At 73.1% G+C, this 25,330-nt stretch carries 2 protein-coding genes; both read left to right on the forward strand.

The window, feature by feature from the left end; all coding sequences use genetic code 11:
- Positions 1-3: 3 nt before the first annotated feature.
- Complete coding sequence (locus tag AC3IYJ_RS16360; RefSeq protein WP_489402016.1) at positions 4-4,992, forward strand: amino acid adenylation domain-containing protein; 4,989 nt, start codon at positions 4-6, stop codon at positions 4,990-4,992.
- Complete coding sequence (locus AC3IYJ_RS16365) at positions 4,989-25,286, forward strand: amino acid adenylation domain-containing protein (RefSeq protein ID WP_489402017.1); 20,298 nt, start codon at positions 4,989-4,991, stop codon at positions 25,284-25,286. The genes AC3IYJ_RS16360 and AC3IYJ_RS16365 overlap by 4 nt, the downstream gene beginning before the upstream one ends.
- Positions 25,287-25,330: the final 44 nt, after the last annotated feature.

The following is a 25,330-nucleotide window of genomic DNA, read 5'->3' on the forward strand; positions in this document are numbered from 1 at the left end:
TCCATGTTTCCCGAGTCACGGACGGACGCATCGGCCGATGCCGCCCAGCTCATTCCCGTGCTCGTCGGCCGTCGGGCTTCGCAGACTCCGGAAGCGATCGCCGTGGAGCACGGTCGGCAGCGGATGACGTACGCGGAGCTCGACGCCCGCAGCAACCGGCTCGCCCACCTGCTGAGGGCGCAGGGCGCCGGACCCGACCTCCCGGTCGGCGTCCGGCTCGCCCGCGGCCTCGACCTGGTGGTCGGCCTCCTGGCCGTCTGGCGGGCCGGTGCCGCCTACTTGCCCCTGGACACCGAAGCGCCGGACTCCCGGACGGCCGCGCTGATCGCCGCCTCCGGCACCCGCCTGGTGCTCACCGGGTCCGCGGGCGCCGAGGCCGTCACCGCCGCGGGAGCCCACCCCGTCGTCGCCGAGGACCTCACCGCCGAACTCGCCGGGCAGCCCGCCACGGCCCCCGTCACCGGCACCGATGGCGCCGACGCCGCCTACGTCATCCACACCTCCGGCTCCACCGGCACCCCCAAGGGCGTCGTGGTCAGCCACGCCGGCATCGCCAACCGCGTCGGCTGGACCGTCCGCCTGCACGGCCTGTCCGCCGCCGACCGGGTGCTGCAGAAGACCGCCCTGGTCTTCGACGCGCACGTCTGGGAGGTCTTCGCCCCCCTCGTCGCCGGCGCGACCGTGGTCCTCGCCCCCGTCGGCGCCGAGCGCGACCCCGCCGCCCTGGTCCGCGCCGTCGGCGAGGACCGGATCACCGTCCTCCAGGTGGTGCCGTCCGTCCTGCGGCTGCTCGTCGCCGAGGACGGCTGGCAGGAGTGCGGCGCCCTGCGCCTCGTCTTCTGCGCGGGCGAGCCCCTGCACGCCGAACTGGCCCAGCAGCTGCGCGCGCTGACCGGGGCCGAACTGTGGAACACCTACGGGCCCACCGAGTGCTCCATCGACGTCACCGCGCACCGCTTCGACCCCGCCCAGCTGACCGGCCCGGTGCCGATCGGCCGCCCCATCGAGAAGATGCGCGTCCTCGTCGTCGACGCCTCCGGCAGCCCGGTCGGCATCGGCGTGCCCGGTGAGCTCCTCGCGGGCGGCGTCGGCGTGGCCCGCGGCTACCTCGGGCGCCCCGGCCAGACCGCCGCGTCCTTCGTGCCCGACCCGTACGCCAAGGACGGCAGCCGCCTCTACCGCACCGGCGACCGCGTCAGCTGGCGGGCCGACGGAGTCCTGGAGTACCTCGGCCGCATCGACGACCAGGTCAAGGTCAACGGCGTGCGCATCGAGCCCGCCGAGGTCGAGGCGCAGCTGTCCGCGCACCCGGCCGTCGCCGGCGCCGTGGTCCGCGCGTATACCGCCGCGGACGGCACCAAGCGCCTCGCCGGCTACTACGTGACCCGCGGCCCCCTCACCGAGACCGAGCTGCGGGGCCACCTCCTGGAGCGGCTGCCCAGCACCCACGTCCCGGCCGCCCTCGTCGCGCTGGACGCCTTCCCGCTCGGCCCGACCGGCAAGATCGACCGCCGGGCCCTGCCCTCCCCCGACGCGGTCGCCGAGCCCGGTGGCCGGACCCCCGCCGGCGACACCGAGCTGCTGGTCGCCGAGATCTGGCAGGACGTCCTGGGCTCCGGCCCGTTCACCACCTCCGCCGACTTCTTCCGCCTCGGCGGAACCTCGCTCCAGCTCACCCGCGTCGCCGCCCGGCTGCGCGCCGCGACGGGCCACGACATCCCGCTGCGCGCCCTGCTCGGCGCCCCCACCCTCGCCGACCACGCGGCCCTGGTCACCGCGTCCGCCGGTACGGACGCCGCGCCGATCAGGCCGGTCCGGCGCGACGGCGGTCTGCCGCTCTCGTTCGGGCAGCGCCGCCTGTGGTTCATGGACCGGATGCACACGGCCAGCCCCGAATGGGTCGCCGGCCTCCTGCTGAAGATCCCGGCCGGTACCGCCCCCGCCCTCGTCGGCACGGCCCTCGACACCCTGGTCGCCCGCCACGAGGCCCTGCGCACCCGCTACGCGGAGACCGACGGCGAGCCCCGCCAGTTCATCGAGGCCCCCACGACCGTGGCGGTCCGGGAGATCTCCACCGACCGCGACGGACTGCCCGCCGTACTGGCCGAGTTGCTCGGCACCGGCTTCGACCTCGCCGGCGGCACCCTGCTGCGCGCGGCCCTCGTCACTCTCGACGACGGCACCCGCCTGCTCGCCGTCGCCATGCACCACATCACCACCGACGGCTGGTCGACCGCCGTCCTGGAGCAGGAGTTCCACCGGATCCTCACCGCCCTGCGGGCCGGCGACACCCCGAGCCTGCCCCAACTGGCAGTCCAGTACGCCGACTTCGCGGTCTGGCAGCGCGAGCAGCTCACCGACGCCGTGGTGCGCCGCGAACTCGACCACTGGCGGGCCGTCCTCGACGGACACCAGCCCCTGGCCCTGCCCACCGACCACCCGCGCCCCGCCGTCCGCGACGGCCGCGGCGGCATCACCCCGATCACCGTCGACGCCCCGACCCTGCGCGCCGTCGACGCCATCGCCCGGGACCACGGCACGACCCGCTTCACCGTCCTGCTCACGGCCTACGCCACCGTCCTCGCCCGGCACAGCGGCCAGTGGGACCTGCCGGTCGGCACCCCCGTGGCGGGCCGCGACCGGCCCGAACTCGACGGAGTCGTCGGCTTCTTCCTCAACAACGTGGTGCTGCGCTGCTCCCTGGACGCCGGCCTCGCCTTCCGCGACGCGGTCGCCCGCGTCGCCGCCGCCGCCCGCGAGGCCTTCGCCCACCAGGACCTGCCGTTCGACCTGCTGGTCGACGAGCTGGTCCCCGACCGCGACCTCTCCCGCACCCCGCTCTACCAGGCCGCCTTCGACCTGCACGGCGAGGACTTCAACGGCACCGTCGACGGCGACACCGAGACGGTCCGCAAGCTGTGGCGGATCACCCACACCGACCTCACGCTGCTGCTGCGCCCCGCCGGGGACGGCACCCTGGTCGGCGGCCTCGAGTACGCGACCAGCCTGTACGAGGAGGCCACCGCGGCCCGCCTCGCCTCCGGGCTGACCACCCTGCTCGCCGCCGCCGCGGCCGCCCCTCGCACCGCGCTCGGCGCCCTCGACCTGCTCACCCCCGCGGAGCGCGCCGAACTGACGCGCTGGGGCACCAACGAAGGCCCCGCGCCCTTCATGTCCACCCCGCAGCTGTTCGCCGCGCAGGCCGTGCGCACCCCGCACGCGGTCGCCGTCGAGGGCGAAGGCTTCGCGCTCACCTACCGCGAACTGGCCGCCCGCGCCGCCCGGACCGCCCGCTACCTGGCCTCCGTCGGCGTCCGCCGGGGCGCCACCGTCGGCGTCCTGCTCGACCGGGGCGCGGACCTGCACGCCACCCTGCTCGCCGTCTGGCAGACGGGCGCGGCCTACGTACCGATCGATCCGGCCTTCCCGTCGGACCGGGTCACCGGCATGCTCGCCGACGCCGACGCCCGGGTGCTCGTCACCCACAGCGCCCGCGCCGTGGAGGGCTTCGACGGTACGACCGTCCTGATCGACGGAGCGGAGGCCGCGGCCATCGAGGCCCAGGAACCCTGGACCCCGCCGCTCGACCCCCACCTCGACGACCTCGCCTACATCATCTACACCTCCGGCTCCACCGGCCGTCCCAAGGGCGTCGCCGTCACCCACGGCGGTCTCGTCAACCACCTGAACTGGGCGGTGGCCGAGCTGGCGACCGCCGGCCCCGGCGGCAGCGCGGTCTTCTCCTCGGTCGCCTTCGACCTCGTCGTCCCCAACCTGTGGGCGCCGCTGCTCACGGGCCGGCGGGTCCTGCTCCTGCCGCAGGACCTCGACCTCTCGGAGCTCGGCGCGCACCTCGCCGCGCACGCCCCGTTCGCCTTCCTCAAGCTGACCCCCGGCCACCTCGACGTACTGGCCCAGCAGCTGAGCGAACGGCAGGCCGCCACCCTGGCACCGGTCGTGGTCGTCGCGGGCGAGGCCCTCGACGGTTCACTGGCCGCCAACTGGGCCGCGCTGCTCGGCGACGGCGGACGGCTGATCAACGAGTACGGCCCCACCGAAGCGTCCGTGGGCACCAGCACCCACCCCGTGCCCACCACCACCGGTCCCGGCATCGTTCCGATCGGCAACCCCCTGCCCGGCATGGTCATGCGGGTCCTCGACGAGCGGATGCGCCCCGTTCCCGTCGGCGCGGTCGGAGAGCTGTACGTCGGCGGCACCGGTGTCGCCCGCGGCTACGTGGGCCGGCCCGCGCTCACTGCCGAGAAGTTCCTGCCGGACCCGGACGGCCCCGCCGGAAGCCGCCTGTACCGGACCGGTGACGTGGCGCGCTGGCTCCACGGCGGCGCCGTCGAGTTCCTCGGCCGCACCGATGACCAGGTCAAGATCCGCGGCTACCGGGTCGAGACCGGCGAGATCCGTGCCGCCCTCCTGGACCACCCGGGCGTCGCGGACGCCGTGGTCGTCGCCGTCGGCACCGGCGCCCAGGTCCGGCTCGCCGCGTACTTCACCCCCGCGTCCGCGGCCGCGAAGGCCGACGCGGCCTCGCTCGCCGCCCACAGCTCGCTGCTGCTGCCCCCGTACATGGTTCCGGGCACCTTCACCGAGCTGGAACGCATCCCCCTCAACCCCAACGGCAAGGTCGACCGGCGCGCCCTGCCCGACCCCGCCGCGTCCGTACCCGCCCCGCGCACCCGCCCGGCGAGCGCCGTGGAGGAACGGATCCAGGAGATCTGGCGCGACGCGTGCGGGATCGAGGCCGGACTGGACGAGAGCTTCTTCCACGCCGGCGGCAACTCCATCCTCGCGATCCGGCTGATCGCGGCGATCCAGACCGACTTCGACATCACCCTGCCCGTACGCGCCGTGTTCGAGGGCCCGACCGTCGCCGACCTGGCACAGACGATCGAGGACTCGATCCGCGCGGAGATCGACGAGATGTCCGACTCCGAAGTGATGGCGGACCCGCTGCTGCTGAAGGAGCAGAACGCATGAGCACCGAGGAAGCAACCACCACCCCCCAGGCCCCGCAGACGTCCGCGGGCGCCTCGCTCCGCGAAGAGCTGCTGCGCAGCCGCCTGGCCGGCCGTCGTACCGCCCGCCGCGACGACGTCCCCCGCGCCGACCGCACGGCCCCGCTGGAGCTCAGCCACGGCCAGCAGCAGATGTGGTTCCTGAACCGGCTGGAGCCGGAGTCCACCGAATACCTCGTACCGCTCGTCCTGCGACTGCGCGGCACCCTCGACGCCGCCGCCCTCGAGCGGGCCTTCGAGCGGATCACCGCCCGCCACGAGATCCTGCGCACCCGCTACGCCTTCGAGCAGGGCCGCCCGGTCCAGGTCGTGGACGCGCCCGGCTCCCGCCCCGTGCCGCTGCCGCTGTTCTCGCTGACCGACGTGCCCGCCGACCGGCGCGAGCAGCGGGCCACCGAGGTGCTGCGCGAACAGCTCGCCACCGGGTTCGACCTGGCTACCGAGTGGCCGGTCCGCGCCACCCTGCTGCGACTCGCCGACGACGACCACGTCCTGGCCTTCGTCTTCCACCACATCGCCTGCGACGCCTGGTCCACGCGCGTCTTCGGCGGCGAACTGAGCGCCCTCTACGCGTCGTTCACCGCCGGAGACGAGGCCGTCCAGGCTCCGCTCACCCTCCAGTACGCCGACTACGCCGCCTGGCAGCGCCGCGAACTCGCGGGCCCCGCCGCCGAAACGCACCTCGCCTACTGGCGCGAGCGCCTCACCGGCGTCGAGGCCACCGACCTGCCCACCGACCGGCCCCGCCCGGCCGTCCGCGACCACGCGGGCGCCGACCTGTACTTCGAGCTGCCCGACGGCTTCGCCGACCGGGTGCGCGAGGCCGCCCTGAGCCACGACACCACCCCGTTCACCGTGCTGCTCACGGCCTTCCAGGTGCTGATCGGCCGCTACACCGGCAAGCGGGACGTGCCCGTCGGCACCGTCGTCTCCGGCCGGACCCGCCCCGAACTCCAGCAGCTCATCGGCTACGGCATCAACACCCTGGTGATGCGGGCCGACTGGGACGAGAAGGCCACCTTCGGCGGACTTCTGGAGGCCGGACGCCGGCACATCCTCGACGCGTTCGACCACCAGCAGGTGCCGTTCGCCCAGCTGGTCGACGATCTGCAGCCGGAGCGCGACCAGTCCCGTACCCCCCTCTACCAGGTCGCCTTCACGCTCCACGAGTGGAGGCTGGACTCCTTCGCGCTGCCCGGCCTGCGCGCCGAGCCCTTCGGCGAGAGCGACGGCATCGCCAAGTGCGACCTCACCCTCCAGGTGCAGGAACTGCCCGACGGCTCCTTCAAGGCGGGCTTCCAGTACGCCACCGCCCTCTTCGACCGGACCACCGTCCGTCGCATGGCGGGCAACTTCGTACGCCTCCTCGACCAGGCGCTGAACACCCCCCGGATCCCCCTCGCGACCCTCGACATCCTGGACGACGCCGAGCGCGCGATCGTCACCGGAGCCCTCGACGGTCACCGCCCGGTCGCACCCGTCGCCTCCCTCGCGCACGAGTTGTTCGAGGCACGGGTGACCGAGGCGCCGGACACGGTGGCGGTGGTCGCGGGTGACATCTCGCTGTCGTACGCGGAGGTCAACGAGCGCGCCAACCGCCTGGCGCACGTACTGCGTGCGGCCGGCGTGGGCCCCGAAGACCTCGTGGGTGTGCACCTGGAGCGTGGCGGAGACCTGATCCCCACCCTGCTGGGCGTCCTCAAGTCCGGCGCGGGCTACCTGCCGCTCGACCCGGCCAACCCGATGGAACGCCTGGGCTTCGTCATCGGCGACGCCGGCGCAAAGACGGTCGTGACGACCTCCGCACTCCTGCCGGAGCTCTCCACGGTCCACTCGGGCCCAGTCGTCGTACTCGACGACGCCCAGACGCTGACCGCACTGGCCACGGCCCCCACCGACAACCCGGTCCGGGTCAGCGTCCCGGACAACGTGATCTACACGATCTACACCTCGGGCTCCACCGGAAAGCCCAAGGGCGTCGTCCTCACCCACACCAACGTCGTGCGCCTGCTGGAAACCGCCCAGGAACACTACGGATTCGACGACTCCGACGTCTGGTCGATGGCCCACTCCTACGCCTTCGACGTGTCCGTCTTCGAAATGTGGGGCGCCCTCGCCCACGGCGGCCGCCTGGTCGTCGTCCCCCAGGCCGTCACCCGCAGCCCCGAAGAGTTCCTCGACCTCCTCGTCGAGCAGGAGGTGTCGGTGCTCTCCCAGACACCGACCGCCTTCCGGCCCCTGGTCGCGTTCGCCGCTGCCGAGGACCCGCGCATGCGTGAACTCGCTCTGCGCGCCGTCGTCTTCGCCGGCGAGAAGCTGGAGGTCGCCGACCTCAAGCCGTGGACCGACCTCATGGGTGTCGACGCCCCGGTCCTCGTCAACATGTACGGGATCACCGAGACCACCGTCCACACCACCTACTACGAGGTCGAGGAGCAGGACGTTGACGGTCTGGCTGCGAATCGCGTGGGCTACCCGCTCAGCGACCTTTCGGTCTATCTGCTGGACCCGTCCGGTTCGCTCGCGCCGGTCGGCGTACCCGGTGAGATCCACGTGGCGGGCCCGGGAGTGGCCCGAGGCTACCTGGGACGCCCGGACCTGACCGCCGAACGCTTCGTACCCAACCCCTACGGACCCGCCGGCAGCCGCATGTACCGCAGCGGCGACCTCGCCCGACGCCGCGAAGACGGCAGCCTCGAATTCATCGGCCGCATCGACGACCAGGTCAAGATCCGCGGCTACCGCATCGAACTCGGCGAAATCGCCACCGCACTCGCCGCCGAACCCTCCATCGCCCAGGCCGTCGTCATCGTCCGCGAGGACACCCCCGGCGACAAACGCCTCGTCGCCTACCTCGTACCCACCGAAACCACGACCGACCTCCCCGTCACCGAAATCCGCACCTCACTCGCCCTCGCCCTGCCCGACTACATGGTCCCCGCCGCCTTCGTACCCCTGGACAAGATCCCCCTCACCACCAACGGCAAGCTCGACAAGCGCGCCCTGCCCACCCCGGACGGCAACGCACAGCTGCGCGCCGCGGGTGAGTACACCGCGCCGCGCACCGCCGAGGAGGAGTCCGTCGCCGCCGTCTGGCGTTCCGTACTCGGTGTCGCGCAGGTCGGCGTCCACGACAGCTTCTTCGTGCTGGGCGGCGACTCCATCCGTGCCGTGGCCCTGGTCGGAGAGTTGCGCGAGGCCGGCTTCGAGGTCGCGGTCCGCGACGTCTTCGACTGCCGTACCGTCGCCCGCCTGACCGAGCTGGCCACCGGACGGCCCGCCGTCGCGGCCGACGCCGAACACCGTGTCGCGCCCTTCGAGCTGATCGGCGAGGAGGACCGGGCGCTGCTGCCCCAGGGTGTCGCTGACGCCTACCCGCTGGGTCAGAACCAGCTCGGCATGGTCATCGAGATGCTGATGGACGACGGCCGCAACCACTACCACAACGTCTCCACCTTCCGGATCCGCGACGAGCACGCCTTCTCCCCGGAGGCGCTCGCCGAGGCCGGCCGCATCGTCACGGCCCGTCACGAGGTGCTGCGCACCTCCATCGACCTGTCGTCCTACTCGCAGCCCCTTCAGCTGGTGCACACGACGGCCGAACTCCCCATCACCAGCACCGATCTGACGGGGCGCACAGCCGAGGAGGTGCAGGCCGCGCTGCGCGCGTTCACCGTCGCCGAGCGGGCCCGTCTCTTCGACCTGGCCGTGCCGTCGCTCATGCGCTTCCACGCCCACCCCACGGACGACGGCGGCTGGTGGATCTCGGTCACCGAATGCCACCCGATCCTGGAGGGCTGGAGCCACCACTCGCTCCTCATGGAGCTCCTCACGACCTACCAGGCCGTACGGGACGGACGCGACCCGGCGCTGGAAGCACTGCCCACGCTGCGCTTCGCCGACTTCATCGCGGGCGAACTCACCGCACTCGGCTCGGAGTCCGACCGCGCCTACTGGGCCGGGGTCACCGCCGACCATGCCAAGTTCACCCTGCCCGCCACCTGGGGCGATCCCGAGGCCGCCCACATCACCTTCCAGACCGGGATCTCCTGGCAGGACCTGGAGCCCGGCCTGCGCGCCCTCGCCGCGGCCGCCGACGCCTCCCTCAAGAGCGTGATGATCGCCGCCCACCTCAAGGTGCTGGGCCAGCTCACCCACGAGCCGTCCTTCCACACCGGTCTGGTCTGCGACGCCCGCCCGGAGGAGACCGGCGCCGACCGCGTCTACGGCATGTACCTCAACACCCTGCCGTTCCCGCACACCAAGGGCTCCCGCACCTGGCGCGAGCTGGTAGGCCGCACCTTCGCGGCCGAGGTCGGACTGTGGGGCCACCGCCGGTTCCCGCTGCCCGCCGTGCAGCGCGAATGGGGCGGCTCCGGACGCCTGATGGACGTCTACTTCAACTACCAGGACTTCCGGCAGATCGACACCGACCTGGTCGACGAGCTCGCCGGTATCGACGACAGCCCCACCGAGTTCCCGCTCAGCGTCTCCTCGCGCGCCGGGCACGTCATCCTCACCGCCGACACCCGCGCCGTCACCCCGGCGAACGCCGAGCGTCTCGCCGCGATGTACCGCGCGGTCCTGGAAGCCATGGCGGCCGACCCGGACGGCGACGCCGTACGCACCTTCCTGCCCGAGGGAGAGCGGGCCGCCCTGCTCGGCGCCGCTCGGGGCCCGGCCACCGTGCCGGCCTTCCGCACGGCCCTCGACGCGGTCGCGGCCACCGCGGCCCGTACCCCCGGGTCCGTCGCCGTACGGGACACCAACGGAGCCCTGGACTACGCGGGGCTGTGGTCCCGTTCGGAGGCGCTCGCCCGCCGCATCCGCGCGGCCGGTGCGGGTCCCGAGTCCGTCGTCGGCGTACTCCTGGACCGGACGGCCGATCTGCCGGTGACCCTCCTCGCCATCTGGCGGGCGGGCGCCGCCTACCTCCCGATGGACCCCTCCTGGCCGGCCGATCGCATCGCGACCGTCGTGGCCGACGCGGGCTGCCCCGCGGTCGTCACTCAGGCCGGGCACGCAGGCCTCGTCACGGACTTCGGCGGCCGGATCCTCCTCGCCGAGGGCACCGACGCCGACATCGACGCCGACGGTGCTCCGGACGCCGCGGGCACCGAGCTGCCCGGGGCCGATCCGGACCGGCTCGCGTACGTCATCTACACCTCGGGTTCGACGGGCCGCCCCAAGGGCGTCCAGATCACCCACCGCTCGCTCGCCGGCTACCTGGACTTCGCGGTGGCCGACTACCTCGGCGGTGGATCCGGTGACACCGCGCTGTTCTCCTCCGTCGCCTTCGACCTCGTCGTTCCCACCCTGTACGCGCCGCTGGCCACCGGTGGAGCCCTGCACCTGTTCGGCTCCGAACGCGACCTGTCCGAGCTCGGCGACTGGCTGGTCGATTCCGGCCCGTTCGGCTTCCTCAAGCTGACCCCCGGTCACCTGGAGATGCTCGGCAGGCAGTTCGAGGGGGACCGTGCGCACGGTCTCGCGCCGGTCCTCGTCGTCGGCGGCGAGTCCCTGCGCAGCCGGGTCGCCGAGCACTGGGTCGATCTGGTCCGCGGCGGCCGCGTCGTCAACGAGTACGGCCCGACCGAGATCACGGTCGGCAACTGCGTCCACGACGTCACCGGCCCGCAGCCCTCCGAGATCGTCCCCGTCGGCCGCCCGCTCCCGGGCACCACCATGTACGTCCTGGACGAGAACCTCCAGCCCGTCCCGGCCGGTGGCACCGGCGAGCTGTACGTGGGCGGCCCCGGCGTGGCCCGGGGCTACGCCGGCCGTCCCGCCCTGACCGCGTCGGTCTTCCTTCCCGACCCGTTCGGCCCGTCCGGCGCCCGTCTGTACCGCACGGGCGACCTGGCCAGGGTCCTCGACGACGGTGCGGTCGACTTCCTCGGCCGCATCGACGGCCAGGTCAAGATCCGCGGCTACCGCGTCGAACCCGGTGAGATCGAAGCCGTGCTCACCGGCCACCCGGCGGTCCTCGAGGCCCGGGTGATCGTCCACGAGGCCCCCACCGGCAAGCAGCTCGTCGCCTACGTCGTCTCCGACGGCGCCCTGCCGCCGCACGCCGAACTGGAGGCCTACGCCGCCCACCGGCTGCCGCCGTACCTGCTGCCCGCCTCCTACCTGGCCCTGGAGCACATCCCGCTCACCGCCAACGGCAAGCTCGATGTCCGCGCCCTGCCCGCTCCCGACGCGAACGCCCTCGCGGCCGCCACCCACGTCGCCCCGCGGACCCCCGCCGAGGAGCGCATGGCGGCGGTGTGGGCCGAGCAGCTGGGTCTGGAGCGGGTCGGCGTCCTCGACAGCTTCTTCCAGCTGGGCGGCGACTCCATCCGTGCCGTCGCCCTGGTCGGCGCGCTGCGCCAGGCCGGGTTCGAGGTCGGGGTGCGCGAGGTGTTCGAGAAGGCCACCGTCGCCGCGCTCTGCGAGTCCGGCACCGGGCGCCCCGCGCCCACCACCGCGATCAGCGCCGTCGCCCCGTTCTCGCTGCTCGGCGAAGCCGATCTGGAGCTGCTCCCGGCCGGGCTCCACGACGCCTACCCGCTGTCGCAGAACCAGACCGGCATGCTCGTCGAGACCCTGGCCTCCGACGGCCGCAACAACTACCACGACCTGACGTCGTTCCTCGTCCGCGACGACGCGCCCTTCGACCCCACCGCCCTGGAGGCGGCGGTCCGCATCGTGGGCGCCCGCCACGACATACTGCGCACCTCGGTGGACCTGACGGGCTACAGCCTGCCGCTCCAGCTGGTGCACGCCGAGGTCGCGATCCCGCTCGCCTGGTCCGACGTACGCCACCTCTCCCCGGAACAGCTGGAAGGCGAGCTGACCGAGTTCGCCGCCGTGGAGCGGGCCACGCTCTTCGACATGGCCTCGCCCGCGCCGTTGCTGCGGATCTTCGCCCACGTCCAGAGCGACGACGCCTGGCGCATCACCTTCACCAAGAGCCATGCCATGCTGGAGGGTTGGAGCTACCACACCCTGCTCAACGAGCTGGTCGAGGTGTACCGGGCGCTGCGCGCCGGCGAGGAGCCGGCCCCGTACACGGCGCCGGCCGTGCGGTTCGCCGACACCATCGCGGCCGAGCTGGCGTCCCTGGAGGACGCGGACGACCGCGCGTACTGGCAGGGCGTCGTGGACACCCACGCCCCGTTCGTACTGCCCGCCGACTGGCACGGCGACCGCACCGCACCCGCCCGGACCGTGGGCGCGGGGTTCTCCTTCCGCGACCTGGAGCCCGCACTGCGCGGGCTCGCCGCGAAGGCGGGAGTGCCGCTGAAGGCGGTGCTGCACGCCGCCCATCTGAAGGTGATGTCGCAGCTGACCGACGAGGAGCGCTTCTTCACCGGGCTCGTGGGCCACTCGCGGCCCGAGGTGCCGGGCTCCGACCGGCTGCTGGGCATGTACCTCAACACCATGCCGCACGGCCACGACCGGTCCGCCGGGACCTGGGGCGGCCTGGCCAAGCAGGCGTTCGCCGGTGAGGTGGCCGCCTGGCAGCACCGCAACTTCCCGCTGCCGGCCATCCAGTCCGCCGGGCGCCGCCTGATCGACGTCTACTTCGTCTACCTGGACTTCCACCTGGTCGGCGACGACCAGGTGGTCGACGAGGGCAACGGAATCAACAGCAGCTCCACCGAATTCGGCCTCGGCGTCACCACCATCGGGGGCTTCCTCAGCCTCCGGGCGAGTTCGCACGTCCTGTCGGCCCGGCACGCCGAGCGGATCTCCGGCATGTACCGCGCGGTCCTGGAGGCCATGGCCATCGAAGGCATCGGCGGCGACGCCCACCGGGTGCGCCTGCCGGCCGGCGAGTACGACCTGGTCGTGTCCGGCGCCCGCACCCAGGGCCCCGAAGCGACCTCCCTCGCCCACGAGTTGTTCGAGGCACGGGTGACCGAGACGCCGGACGCCGTAGCGGTGGTCTCGGGTGACGTGACGCTGTCGTACGCGGAGGTCAACGAGCGGGCCAACCGCCTGGCGCACGTACTGCGTGCGGCCGACGTGGGCCCCGAAGACCTGGTGGGTGTGCACCTGGAGCGTGGCGGAGACCTGATCCCCACCCTGCTGGGCGTCCTCAAGTCCGGCGCGGGCTACCTGCCGCTCGACCCGGCCAACCCGATGGAACGCCTGGGCTTCGTCATCGGCGACGCCGGCGCAAAGACGGTCGTGACGACCTCCGCACTCCTGCCGGAGCTCTCCACGGTCCACACCGGACCGGTGATCGTCCTCGACGACACCCGGACGCTGACCGCACTGGCCACGGCCCCCACCGACAACCCGGTCCGCACCGGCGACCCGGACAACGTGATCTACACGATCTACACCTCGGGCTCCACCGGAAAGCCCAAGGGCGTCGTCCTCACCCACACCAACGTCGTGCGCCTGCTGGAAACCGCCCAGGAACACTACGGATTCGACGACTCCGACGTCTGGTCGATGGCCCACTCCTACGCCTTCGACGTGTCCGTCTTCGAAATGTGGGGCGCCCTCGCCCACGGCGGCCGCCTGGTCGTCGTCCCCCAGGCCGTCACCCGCAGCCCCGAAGAGTTCCTCGACCTCCTCGTCGAGCAGGAGGTGTCGGTGCTCTCCCAGACACCGACCGCCTTCCGGCCCCTGGTCGCGTTCGCCGCTGCCGAGGACCCGCGCATGCGTGAACTCGCTCTGCGCGCCGTCGTCTTCGCCGGCGAGAAGCTGGAGGTCGCCGACCTCAAGCCGTGGACCGACCTCATGGGTGTCGACTCCCCGGTCCTCGTCAACATGTACGGGATCACCGAGACCACCGTCCACACCACCTACCACCCCCTGGACCAGGAGGACCTGGCCCGCCCGGCCGCCAGCCGGGTCGGGCACCCCCTCGCCGATCTCGCGGTGCTCCTGCTCGATTCCGAGGGCCAGCCGGTCCCGGTCGGTGTACCCGGTGAGATCCACGTGGCGGGCCCGGGAGTGGCACGGGGCTACCTGGGACGCCCGGACCTGACCGCGGAGCGGTTCGTACCGAATCCCTTCGGACCCGCCGGCAGCCGCATGTACCGCAGCGGCGACGTCGCCAAGCGGCTCGCGGACGGCAGCCTGGAGGTCCTGGGCCGCATCGACGACCAGGTCAAGATCCGCGGCTACCGCATCGAACTCGGCGAAATCGCCACCGCACTCGCCGCCGAGCCTTCTGTCGCCCAGGCCGTCGTCGTGGTCCGCGAGGACACCCCCGGCGACAAGCGCCTCGTCGCCTACGTGGTGCCCGCCGAGACCGGCCTCGCCGAGCCGCGCGCGCTGCGCGGCAGCCTCGGCCTCAGCCTGCCCGACTACATGGTCCCGGCCGCCTTCGTGACCCTGGACCGGATCCCGCTCACCACCAACGGCAAGCTCGACAAGCGCGCCCTGCCCGCCCCCGACCGGGGCGACCTCTCGGCGGCCGCCGGATCGGTGGCCCCCCGCACCCCGCAGGAGCAGCAGCTCGCACTGATCTGGGCCGATGTCCTCGGCCTGGACTCCGTGGGCGTCGACGACGCGTTCTTCGACCTCGGCGGCGACTCCATCCGGGCGGTCGCGCTGGTCGGCGCGATCCGTGCGGCCGGTCTGGACGTCACCGTCCGGGACGTCTTCGAGCGCCGCACCATCGCCTCGGTCGCCGAGCTGGTCAGCGGCCGGACCACCCCTGTCGAGGCGTTCCGCGCGACCGCGCCGTTCGCGCTGATCGGCGAGTCCGACCGGGCGCTGCTGCCCGCCGGTGTCGTCGACGCGTACCCGCTGACGCAGGTGCAGACCGGCATGCTCGTGGAGATGACGGCGACCACCGACGCCGCCTACCACTCCACCGCGAGCTACAAGGTCCGCGACGAGCGGCCCTTCGACGCGGATGCCCTGCGCTCGGCGGTCCGTACCGTCACCTCGCGGCACGAGGTGCTGCGGACCTCCTTCGACCTGTCCACCGCCTCCAGGCCGCTCCAGCTGGTGCACTCCGTCGTCGATGCCCCCGTCAGCGTCCACGACTGGGGCACGCTGGACGGGGCCGGCGTCGACGCGGCGCTGCGCGCCCACCAGGCGGCCGAGCGGGCCGAGCTGCTCGACCCGGCGGTCGCCCCGCAGCTGCGGGTCGCGGCGCACGTCACGGCCGACGGCTGGTGGCTGGGGCTCACCCAGTCCCACATGATCACCGAGGGCTGGTCCCAGCACGCGATGCTGATGGAGCTCCTCGCCTGCTACCGGGCGTACGCCGAGGGCCGCGAGCCCGAGGCGCACCAGGCGCCCGAGGTCCGCTTCGCCGACAGCGTCGCCGCGGAACTGGCCTCGCTGGAGTCCGCCGAGGACCGGGCCCACTGGCAGGACGTGGTGCACGGCCACACGCCGTTCGTGCTGCCCGCCGACTGGGCGGACCGTACGGGTGCCCCCGAGGACTTCGCCGTCACCGTGCCGCTCATGGACCTGGAGGCGCCCCTGCGGGCCTTCGCGACCAGGGCCGGCGTCTCCGTCAAGAGCGTGCTGCTCGCCGCACACCTGAAGGTGCTCGGCCAGCTCACCGACGAACCCGCCTTCCACACCGGGCTGATCTGCGACACCCGCACCGAAGTCCTGGGCTCCGACCGGGTGTACGGCATGTACGTCAACACCCTGCCGTTCCCGCACTCCCGTACCGCCCGCACCTGGCGGGAGCTGGTGCGCCAGGTCTTCGACCGCGAGGTCGCGCTCTGGCCGCACCGCCGGTTCCCGCTCCCCGAGATCCAGCGCACCGCCGGAACGGCGGGCCGCCTCGTCGAGGTGATCTTCAACTACCAGGACTTCCACAACCTGGACGGCGAGCAGCTGGACCTGGCCGCCGGGCTCGGTTCGGGCTCCACCGAGTTCGCCCTGGAGGTCTCGACCTCCGGGGGCGGCCTCACCCTGAAGACCAGCACCAGCGTGCTGGCCCGTGACGCGGCCGGTCGGCTGGCCGCGATGTACCGCGCCGTCCTGGAAGCCATGGCGGCCGATGCCGAGGGCGACGCCCGCGCCACCCTCCTCGCCGAGGAGGACACCGCCCTCCTCGACTCCTGGACGGACACGGCCCGGACCCCTTCGTGGATCAGCGTCGAGCGGGAGTTCGAGCGGTTCGCCGCCGAGCAGCCCGGTCGTCCGGCGCTCTCCGACGGCACCACGGTGCTCGGGTACGCCGCCGCCAACGCGGAGGCCAACCGGCTGGCCCGGCACCTGCGCGACCTCGGCGTGGGTCCGGACACCGTGGTCGGCATCAGCGCCGACCGCTCCCCGACCACGGTCCTCGCGGTCCTCGCGGTGCTCAAGGCGGGCGGCGCCTACCTGCCGCTCGACCCGGCCTACCCGGCGTCGCGGCTCGCCTTCATGGCCGCCGACGCGGACGTGAAGGTCCTGCTGACCCAGCGCTCGCTCGCCGAGGGCCTCGCCGGGATCGACGCCCCGGCGGTGCTGCTGGACGAACCGGCCGCGTGGGCCGCGCAGGGTGGCGACAACCTCCCGGAGACCGCCCACCCCGACGACCTCGCGTACGTCATCTACACCTCGGGCTCCACGGGCCGCCCCAAGGGCGTCCACGTCCACCGGCACGGCATGGCCAACCACCTGCTCGCCAAGGTCGAGGACCTGGAGCTCACCGGCTCCGACAGCATCGTGCAGAACGCGTCGATGGCCTTCGACATCTCGGTGTGGCAGATGCTCGCCGCGTTCGTCGTCGGCGGCCTGGTGAGGGTGACCGACGCGGACACCTCGCTCGACCCGCTGTCGCTGTTCCCTCGGACCGCCGAGGAGCGGATCACCGTCCTGGAGGTCGTGCCGTCCCTGCTGCGCGCCGCGCTCGACGCGATGGACGCGGGCGCGCTGGACGTCGAACTCCCCTGCCTGCGCTGGATGGTGGTGACGGGCGAGGCACTTCCGCCGGACCTGTGCCGCCGCTGGTTCGACCGCTTCCCGCACGTCCCGATGGTCAACGCCTACGGCCCGACCGAGTGCTCCGACGACATCACCCACGCGCTGATCCGCATCGGGGACGAGATCGGCGACACCCGCGTCACCATCGGCAAGCCGGTCCGCAACTTCCGCCTCTACGTCCTGGACGAGCACCTCGCCCCGGTGCCGGTCGGCGTGCCCGGCGAGCTGTACGCGGGCGGTGTCGGCGTGGCCCGCGGCTACGGAGGCCGGCCGGGCCTCACCGCCGAGCGGTTCGTACCCGACCCGTACGGTCCCGCGGGCTCCCGCCTCTACCGGACCGGCGACGTCGTCGCCTGGAGCCGCGGGGGCGACGTCGAGTTCCTCGGCCGCGTCGACCACCAGGTCAAGATCCGTGGCCAGCGCATCGAGCTCGGCGAGATCGAGGCCGTCCTCGTCGACCGGCCCGAGGTCGCCGACGCCGCCGCGATCGTCCGCGAGGACGTCCCCGGAAGCCAGCTCCTGGTCGCCTACCTGGTGCCCGCCGAGGGCGGGGCCCTGGACGTGTCCGCGCTCCGCGCGGAGCTCGCCGACCAGCTGCCGCCCGCCATGGTCCCCGGGGCCTACGTGACCCTGGAGGCCCTGCCGCTCACCCCGAACGGCAAGGTCGACCGGCGCGGCCTGCCCGCCCCCGAAGCGGACGCGGACGCCGACGCGGCGTACGTCGAGCCCGCCACCGACGCCGAGCGTGCCGTCGCCGAGGTCTGGGAACAGGCCCTGGCCGTACGCCGGATCGGTTCCCGGGACGGCTTCTTCGACCGGGGCGGCGACTCGATCCGGGCCGTCACCGTCGTCGGCGCCCTGCGCGGCCGCGGCTACGACGTCTCGGTGCGCGACGTGTTCGAGCACCGCACGGTCGCGGCACTGGCCGCACTCGCCTCCTCGAGGGCGCCGTTGACGACACCGACGGCTGCCGTCCGCCCGTTCGCCCTGATCGGTGACGCGGACCGGGCGCTGTTGCCCGCCGACGCCGTCGACGCCTACCCGCTCGGCCAGGTCCAGCTCGGCATGGTCGCCGAGCTGCTCTCGGAGAACGGCCGCAACAGCTACCACACGGTGGTCTCCAAGAGGATCCGCGACGACCGCCCCTTCGACGCCGACGCACTGCGGGCCGCCGTCCGCACCGTCACCGGCCGCCACGACGTACTGCGCACCTCGGTGCACATCACGGGCTACGCGGTACCGATGCAGGTGGTCCACGCGACGGCCGAGGTACCCGTCCGGATCCACGATCTGCGGGGCATCGGCCAGGTGGACGGCGAGCGGGAACTGCTCGCCCACGTCGCCGCCGAACGCGCCGACCTGTTCGACTTCCGCACCGCCCCACTGCTTCGCCTCTCCGTCCACCTGGAGAGCGACGAGGCGTGGTGGCTGACCCTGACCCAGTCCCACGTGATCGTGGAGGGCTGGAGCCAGCACACCCTGGAGATGGAGCTTGTGAACGCCTACCGGGAACTGCGCGACTCGGGCGAGTCCGCTCCCTACCAGGCCCCGCCGGTCCGCTTCGCCGACTTCGTCGCCGGCGAGCTCGACTCGCTGGACAGCACGGCCGACCGCGCCCACTGGGAGCGGGTCGTCAAGGAGCACGCACGCCTGGCCCCGCCCGCCGACTGGGCCGGCGACCCGGCCGGCTCCCCGGAGCCGTACGGGATCGACGTCCCGCTGGACGCGCTGGCCGGCCCGCTGCGGGAACGGGCCGCCGAGGCGGACGTACCGCTGAAGACCCTCCTGCTCGCCGCCCACCTGGAGGTCATGGGCCGGCTCACCGAGGCCACCGCCTTCCACACCGGCGTCGTCTTCCACGCGCGGCCCGAGGCGGTCGGCGCGGACCGCGTGATCGGCATGCACCTCAACACGCTGCCGTTCCCGCACACCAAGGGAGCCCGTACCTGGCGCGAGGTGATCGGCGCGGTGTTCCGCCGGGAGACCGAGACCTGGGCCCACCGCCGGTACCCGCTGCCCGCCATCCAGCGGGCCTGGGGCGGACGGCAGCGTCTGCTCGACGTCCACTTCAACTACATCGACTTCCACCAGACCGACGCCGACCTGGTCGACACCACGACCGGGATCAGCGAGGCACCCACGGAGTTCGGGCTGTCCGTCCACGCCCACGGCGACCGCAAGATCGGCATCCACAGCGACACCGGCCTGATCACCCGCGAGAACGGGGAGCGGCTGGCGGCGATGTACCGCGAGGTCCTGGAGTCCCTCGCGGCAGGCCTGGACACCGAGCTCACGACCGGGGCCACGCCCCAGGACGAGCTCTCCCCCGGTTCCCTCGCGCACGAGTTGTTCGAGGCACGGGTGACCGAGACGCCGGACACGGTGGCGGTGGTCGCGGGTGACGTGACGCTGTCGTACGCGGAGGTCAACGAGCGGGCCAACCGCCTGGCGCACGTACTGCGTGCGGCCGGCGTGGGCCCCGAAGACCTGGTGGGCGTACACCTGGAGCGTGGCGGAGACCTGATCCCCACCCTGCTGGGCGTCCTCAAGTCCGGCGCGGGCTACCTGCCGCTCGACCCGGCCAACCCGATGGAACGCCTGGGCTTCGTCATCGGCGACGCCGGCGCAAAGACGGTCGTGACGACCTCCGCACTCCTGCCGGAGCTCTCCACGGTCCACACCGGACCGGTGATCGTCCTCGACGACACCCGGACGCTGACCGCACTGGCCACGGCCCCCACCGACAACCCGGTCCGCACCGGCGACCCGGACAACGTGATCTACACGATCTACACCTCGGGCTCCACCGGAAAGCCCAAGGGCGTCGTCCTCACCCACACCAACGTCGTGCGCCTGCTGGAAACCGCCCAGGAACACTACGGATTCGACGACTCCGACGTCTGGTCGATGGCCCACTCCTACGCCTTCGACGTGTCCGTCTTCGAAATGTGGGGCGCCCTCGCCCACGGCGGCCGCCTGGTCGTCGTCCCCCAGGCCGTCACCCGCAGCCCCGAAGAGTTCCTCGACCTCCTCGTCGAGGAAGAGGTGTCGGTGCTCTCCCAGACACCGACCGCCTTCCGCTCCCTCGTCACGGCCGCCGCCGACGGCGACCCCCGCATCAAGCAACTGAGCCTGCGCGCCGTCGTCTTCGCCGGCGAGAAGCTGGAGGTCGCCGACCTCAAGCCGTGGACCGACAAGCTCGGTCTCGGCCGCACCTCTCTGGTCAACATGTACGGGATCACCGAGACCACCGTCCACACCACCTACCACCGGCTCACCAAGCGGGACTTCGCGCCCGGCGCGGGCAACCCCGTCGGCCGTCCGCTCTCCGACCTCACCGTCCACCTGCTCGACCAGGACGGCCGGGAAGTGCCCGTGGGGACCGAGGGTGAGATCCACGTGGCGGGCCCGGCAGTGGCCCGAGGCTACCTGGGACGCCCGGACCTGACCGCCGAACGCTTCGTACCCAACCCCTACGGACCCGCCGGCAGCCGCATGTACCGCAGCGGCGACCTCGCCCGACGCCGCGAAGACGGCAGCCTCGAATTCATCGGCCGCATCGACGACCAGGTCAAGATCCGCGGCTACCGCATCGAACTCGGCGAAATCGCCACCGCACTCGCCGCCGAACCCTCCATCGCCCAGGCCGTCGTCATCGTCCGCGAGGACACCCCCGGCGACAAACGCCTCGTCGCCTACCTCGTACCCACCGAAACCACGACCGACCTCCCCGTCACCGAAATCCGCACCTCACTCGCCCTCGCCCTGCCCGACTACATGGTCCCCGCCGCCTTCGTACCCCTGGACAAGATCCCCCTCACCACCAACGGCAAGCTCGACAAGCGCGCCCTGCCCACCCCGGAGGAGGGCGGTGCCCTCCGCGCGGCGGCCGCGTACACCGCACCCCGTACCCCGGTCGAGCACGAGGTCGCGGCCGTCTACCGGTCCGTCCTCGGCGTCGACCGGGCCGGGACCGGCGACAACTTCTTCGACCTCGGCGGCGACTCCATCCGTGCCGTGCTCGTCGTCGGTACCCTGCGGGACGCCGGACACGAACTGAGCGTGCGCGACCTGATGGAGCGGCCGGTCCTCGCGGACCTCGCCGCGCTGCTGACCGGACGGGCCGGCGGCGCGTCCGCCGGGGCTCCGGCGCCCGTCGCACGGTTCGCCCAGATCACGGACGAGGACCGGGCCCTACTGCCCGCGGGGGTGGTGGACGCCTACCCGCTCACCCAGAACCAGCTCGGCATGCAGATCGAGATGATGTCGGCGGCCGAGTACCCCGACTACCACCTCGTCACCAGCCTGCGGGTGCGTGACGGCCGGGACTTCGACCGGGCCGCGTTCCAGCGGGCCCTGGACGAGCTCGTCGCCCGTCACGAGGTGCTGCGCACCGGCGTCGACATCGAGACGTACGGGGTGCCGCTGCAACTGGTTCACGCGACGGCCGCACTGCCGGTGCGGACGGTCGACCTGACCGGAGCCACCGAGGAGGAGACGACCGCCGCCATCGGGGCGTACGTCGACGAGCGCCACCGTCGCGCCCTGGACCCGCACGCGGCGCCGCTGCTCGACCTGACCGTCCACCTGTGCGCGGACGGCAGCCGACAGCTCACCGCCGTGAACTCCCACGTGATCCTGGACGGCTGGAGCCTGGGCGCCCTGCTCACCGAGCTGCTCGCGCTGTACGACGGGGCCCTGGCCGGGAACCTTCCCCCGTACGACGCCCCCGCCGTCCGCTTCGCCGACACCGTCGCCGAGGAGGTCCGGGCCCTCGGTTCGGCCGAGGACCGTGCCCACTGGCAGGCCGTCGTCGCCGGGCACGAGCGGTTCGCCCTGCCGACCGGCTGGGGCGAGACCGGCCCGGACGCCGACGGGGGGATGTACCTCGTCGACGTCGTCCACGCCGACCTGGCGGACGGCCTGGAGCGGCTCGCCGAGCAGGCCCGGGTACCGCTGAAGTCGGTGCTGCTGGCCGCCCACCTCAAGGCCCTCAGCCTGCTCACCCCCGAGCGTTCCTTCCTCACCGGTCTCACCGCCCACACGCGGCCCGAGGCCGTGGGAGCCGACCGGCTGGCCGGCATGTACCTCAACATCCAGCCGCTCGGACACACGGCCGGAGCCCGCACCTGGCGCGAGCTCGTCGAGCAGACCTTCGCCGCCGAACTCGCGGGCTGGCCGCACCGGCACTTCCCGATGCCGGCCATCCAGCGGGAGTTCGGGGACGGCGGCCGACTGATCGAGGTCTACTTCAGCTACCAGGACTTCACGGCGGCCTCCGCCGGACAGGAGTCCACCGGGACGTCCGTGGACGCGGACGCCAGCACCGGGGCCAGCTCCAACGAGTTCGGTTTCTCCGTCGGCACCGCTCCCGGGCGGCTCCAGCTGCGCTGCGCCCCCCGCGTCGTCGGGCGGGCCGCCGCCGGTCGGATCGCCGCCCTGTACCGCCAGGTCCTGGTGGAGATGGCGGGCGGTGCGGACGGCGACGCCCGCGGAGGCTGCCTGCCGCCCGCCGAGACCGCCCTGGTCGCGGCCGGGGAGAACGCTCCCCGGGGCGCCACCGCCGACGGCCCCGTGCACGAGGCGTTCACCGCCCAGGCCGCCCGTACCCCGGACGCCGTCGCGGTCACCGGGGACGGGTTCACCCTGACCTACGCCGAGCTGGAGGCGCGTGCCAACCGGATCGCGCACCACCTCCTCGCCGCCGGGGTCCGACCCGAGTCGCCGGTCGCCGTCCTCCTGGACCGGGGTCCCGACCTGCACGCCGCTCTGCTCGGCGTGTGGAAGGCGGGAGCGGCCTACATCCCGCTCGACCCCGGATTCCCCGAGGCCCGGGTCGCCGCGATGCTCGACGACGCGGGTGCCACCGTCGCCGTCACCACCACCGCCCACGCCGACCGGTTCGCAGCCGGTGTCACGGTGGTGGACCTGGCGGCCGACGCCGACGCCGTCGCCGCCCGCCCGGACGCGCCGTCCGGCGTGCCGGGAGACCCCGACCGGATCGCGTACGTGATCTACACCTCCGGTTCGACGGGCCGCCCCAAGGGCGTCGCCGTCCCGCACCGGGGGCTGGCCAACCACCTGGGCTGGGCCGTGGCCGAGCTGGTGGGCGCGGGCGCCGGCGGTGGCGCGGTGTTCTCCTCGGTCGCCTTCGACCTGGTGGTGCCGAACCTGTGGGCTCCGCTGCTGGCCGGCGAGCGGGTGGTGCTGCTGCCGCAGGACCTGGACCTGTCGGAGCTGGGGGCGCGGCTGGTCGAGTACGCCCCGTTCGGCTTCCTCAAGCTCACGCCGGGGCACCTGCAGGTCCTTTCGCACCAGATCGACGAGGAGCAGGCCCGCTCGCTGGCCTCGGTGGTGGTCGTCGCGGGGGAGGCCCTGCCGGGCGAGCTCGCCGAGCGCTGGGCCGCGATGCTCGGTGCGGACCGGCTCGTCAACGAGTACGGCCCGACCGAGACTTCGGTCGGCGCCAGCATCCTGCCGCTGACCGGGCCGGTCACCGCCGAGGTGGTGCCGATCGGGCGCCCGCTGCCCGGCATGGTGCTGCGGGTCCTCGATCCGCAGATGAGCCGGGTGCCGGTCGGGGTCCTCGGAGAGCTGTACGTGGGCGGTACGGGCGTGGCCCGCGGCTACGTCCGCCAGCCCGGCCTGACCGCGGAGAAGTTCCTGCCGGACCCGTACGGGCCGGCGGGCGCCCGGATCTACCGCACCGGCGACCTGGCGCGGTGGCTGGCCGACGGGACGGTCGAGTTCCTCGGCCGCATCGACGACCAGGTCAAGATCCGCGGCTACCGGGTCGAGACCGGGGAGGTCCAGGCCGTGCTGCTGTCCCACCCGGAGGTCCGCGCCGCGTACGTCACCGGCCGCGTGCACGCCCCGGGCGACGTACGGCTCGCCGCTTACGTCGTGCTGGACACGGCGCTCGAGACCTCGGCGCTGGAGCGGTACTGCGCGGCCGGGCTGCCCGAGTACATGGTCCCGGCGACCTTCACGGTCCTCGACTCGATGCCGCTGAACGCGAACGGCAAGGTCGACCGCAAGGCCCTGCCGGATCCGGAGGAGACCGACGGCGAGGGCGAGTTCGTCGCCCCGGCCGACGGGACCGAGTCGGTGCTCGCGGGCATCTGGGCGAAGGTGCTCGGCGTGGAGCGGATCAGTGCCACGGACAGCTTCTTCGTCCGGGGAGGGCACTCCATCCTGGTGATCCAGGTGGTCGCCGCCGCCCGCGCGGCCGGGCTGCCGGTCTCGCTGTTCATGCTCTACCAGCACGAGACGCTGGCCGAGCTCTCGGCCGCCGTCGACGAGGCGCTCGCCGCCGCCCCGCCGGCCGTGGCGGCCCCGGTGACCGCCACCGCTCCGGCCGCCCCGGTGGGCCGGCTCGTGGCGCCGACGGACGTGATGGAGCGGTACCGGGTTCCCGGGGTCAGCGTCGCCGTCCTGAGCGGCGGCGAGTTGATCGCCGCCGAGGCGTACGGCGATGCGGGGCAGGGTGTCGCGGTCAGGCCGGACACCGCCTTCCAGGTCGGCTCGCTGAGCAAGCACGTCACCGCCGTCGGTGTGCTGCGGCTCGTCGAGGACGGGGTGCTCGCCCTCGACGAGGACGTCAACGCCTACCTGCGCGGCTGGCGGGTGCCCGAGGGCGAAGGCGCGGTGACGGTCCGGCAGTTGCTCGGACACCTCGCCGGACTCACGCCGACGCCCGGCAAGGGCTTCGTGCCCGGGGCTGCGGTGCCGAGCCTGCTCGACCTGCTGCATGGCAGCGGGCCCGCGACGACCTCCCCGGTGGACCGCGACCTGGTCCCCGGCACGGTCTTCCGGAAGGCCAACGTGCACTACTCGGTGCTCCAGCAGGCCATGGTGGACGTCACCGGCGAGCCGTTCCACCAGCTGATGCGGACCCTGGTGCTCGACCCGGTCGGCATGCGGGACAGCAGCTTCGACCAGGACTTCCCGTCCGGTTCGGGCCGCACGACCACCTTCGCGACCGGCCACGACTCCGAAGGACGGCCGATCGAGGGCGGCCGCCGGATCCGCCCCGACGCGGCGGCCGCCGGGCTCTGGTCCACGGCGCCCGACCTCGCCCGGCTCGCCCTGGAGATCCGCCGCTCGGCGCTCGGCAGGCCGCTCGCCCTGCTGCGCCGGGAGACGGCGGCCGAACTCCTCACGCCGTTCCGGGACTCCTTCTACGGCCTGGGCACGGTCGTCGACACCACCGCTTCCGGGACCGAGTTCGGCCACGGTGGCACCCCGACCGGCTTCCACGGGGTCTCCGTGACCCGGCTCGCCTCGGGCTCCGGCCTGGTCGTCCTGACCAACGGGGACGCGGGCGAGCACGTCGTCAAGGCGCTCGCCGCCGCCGTGGACGCCGACTGACCCGGCGGTTCCCGCCCGTACGCCCTTCCTACTCGACGCCGGGC

This window comes from Streptomyces sp. GL_140, from assembly GCF_057834465.1.

Bases quoted from the DNA above. Each gene is read 5' to 3' on its own strand.
- AC3IYJ_RS16365 (WP_489402017.1), top strand. From the start codon at position 4,989: ATGAGCACCGAGGAAGCAACCACCACCCCCCAGGCCCCGCAGACGTCC.
- AC3IYJ_RS16360 (WP_489402016.1), top strand. From the start codon at position 4: ATGTTTCCCGAGTCACGGACGGACGCATCGGCCGATGCCGCCCAGCTC.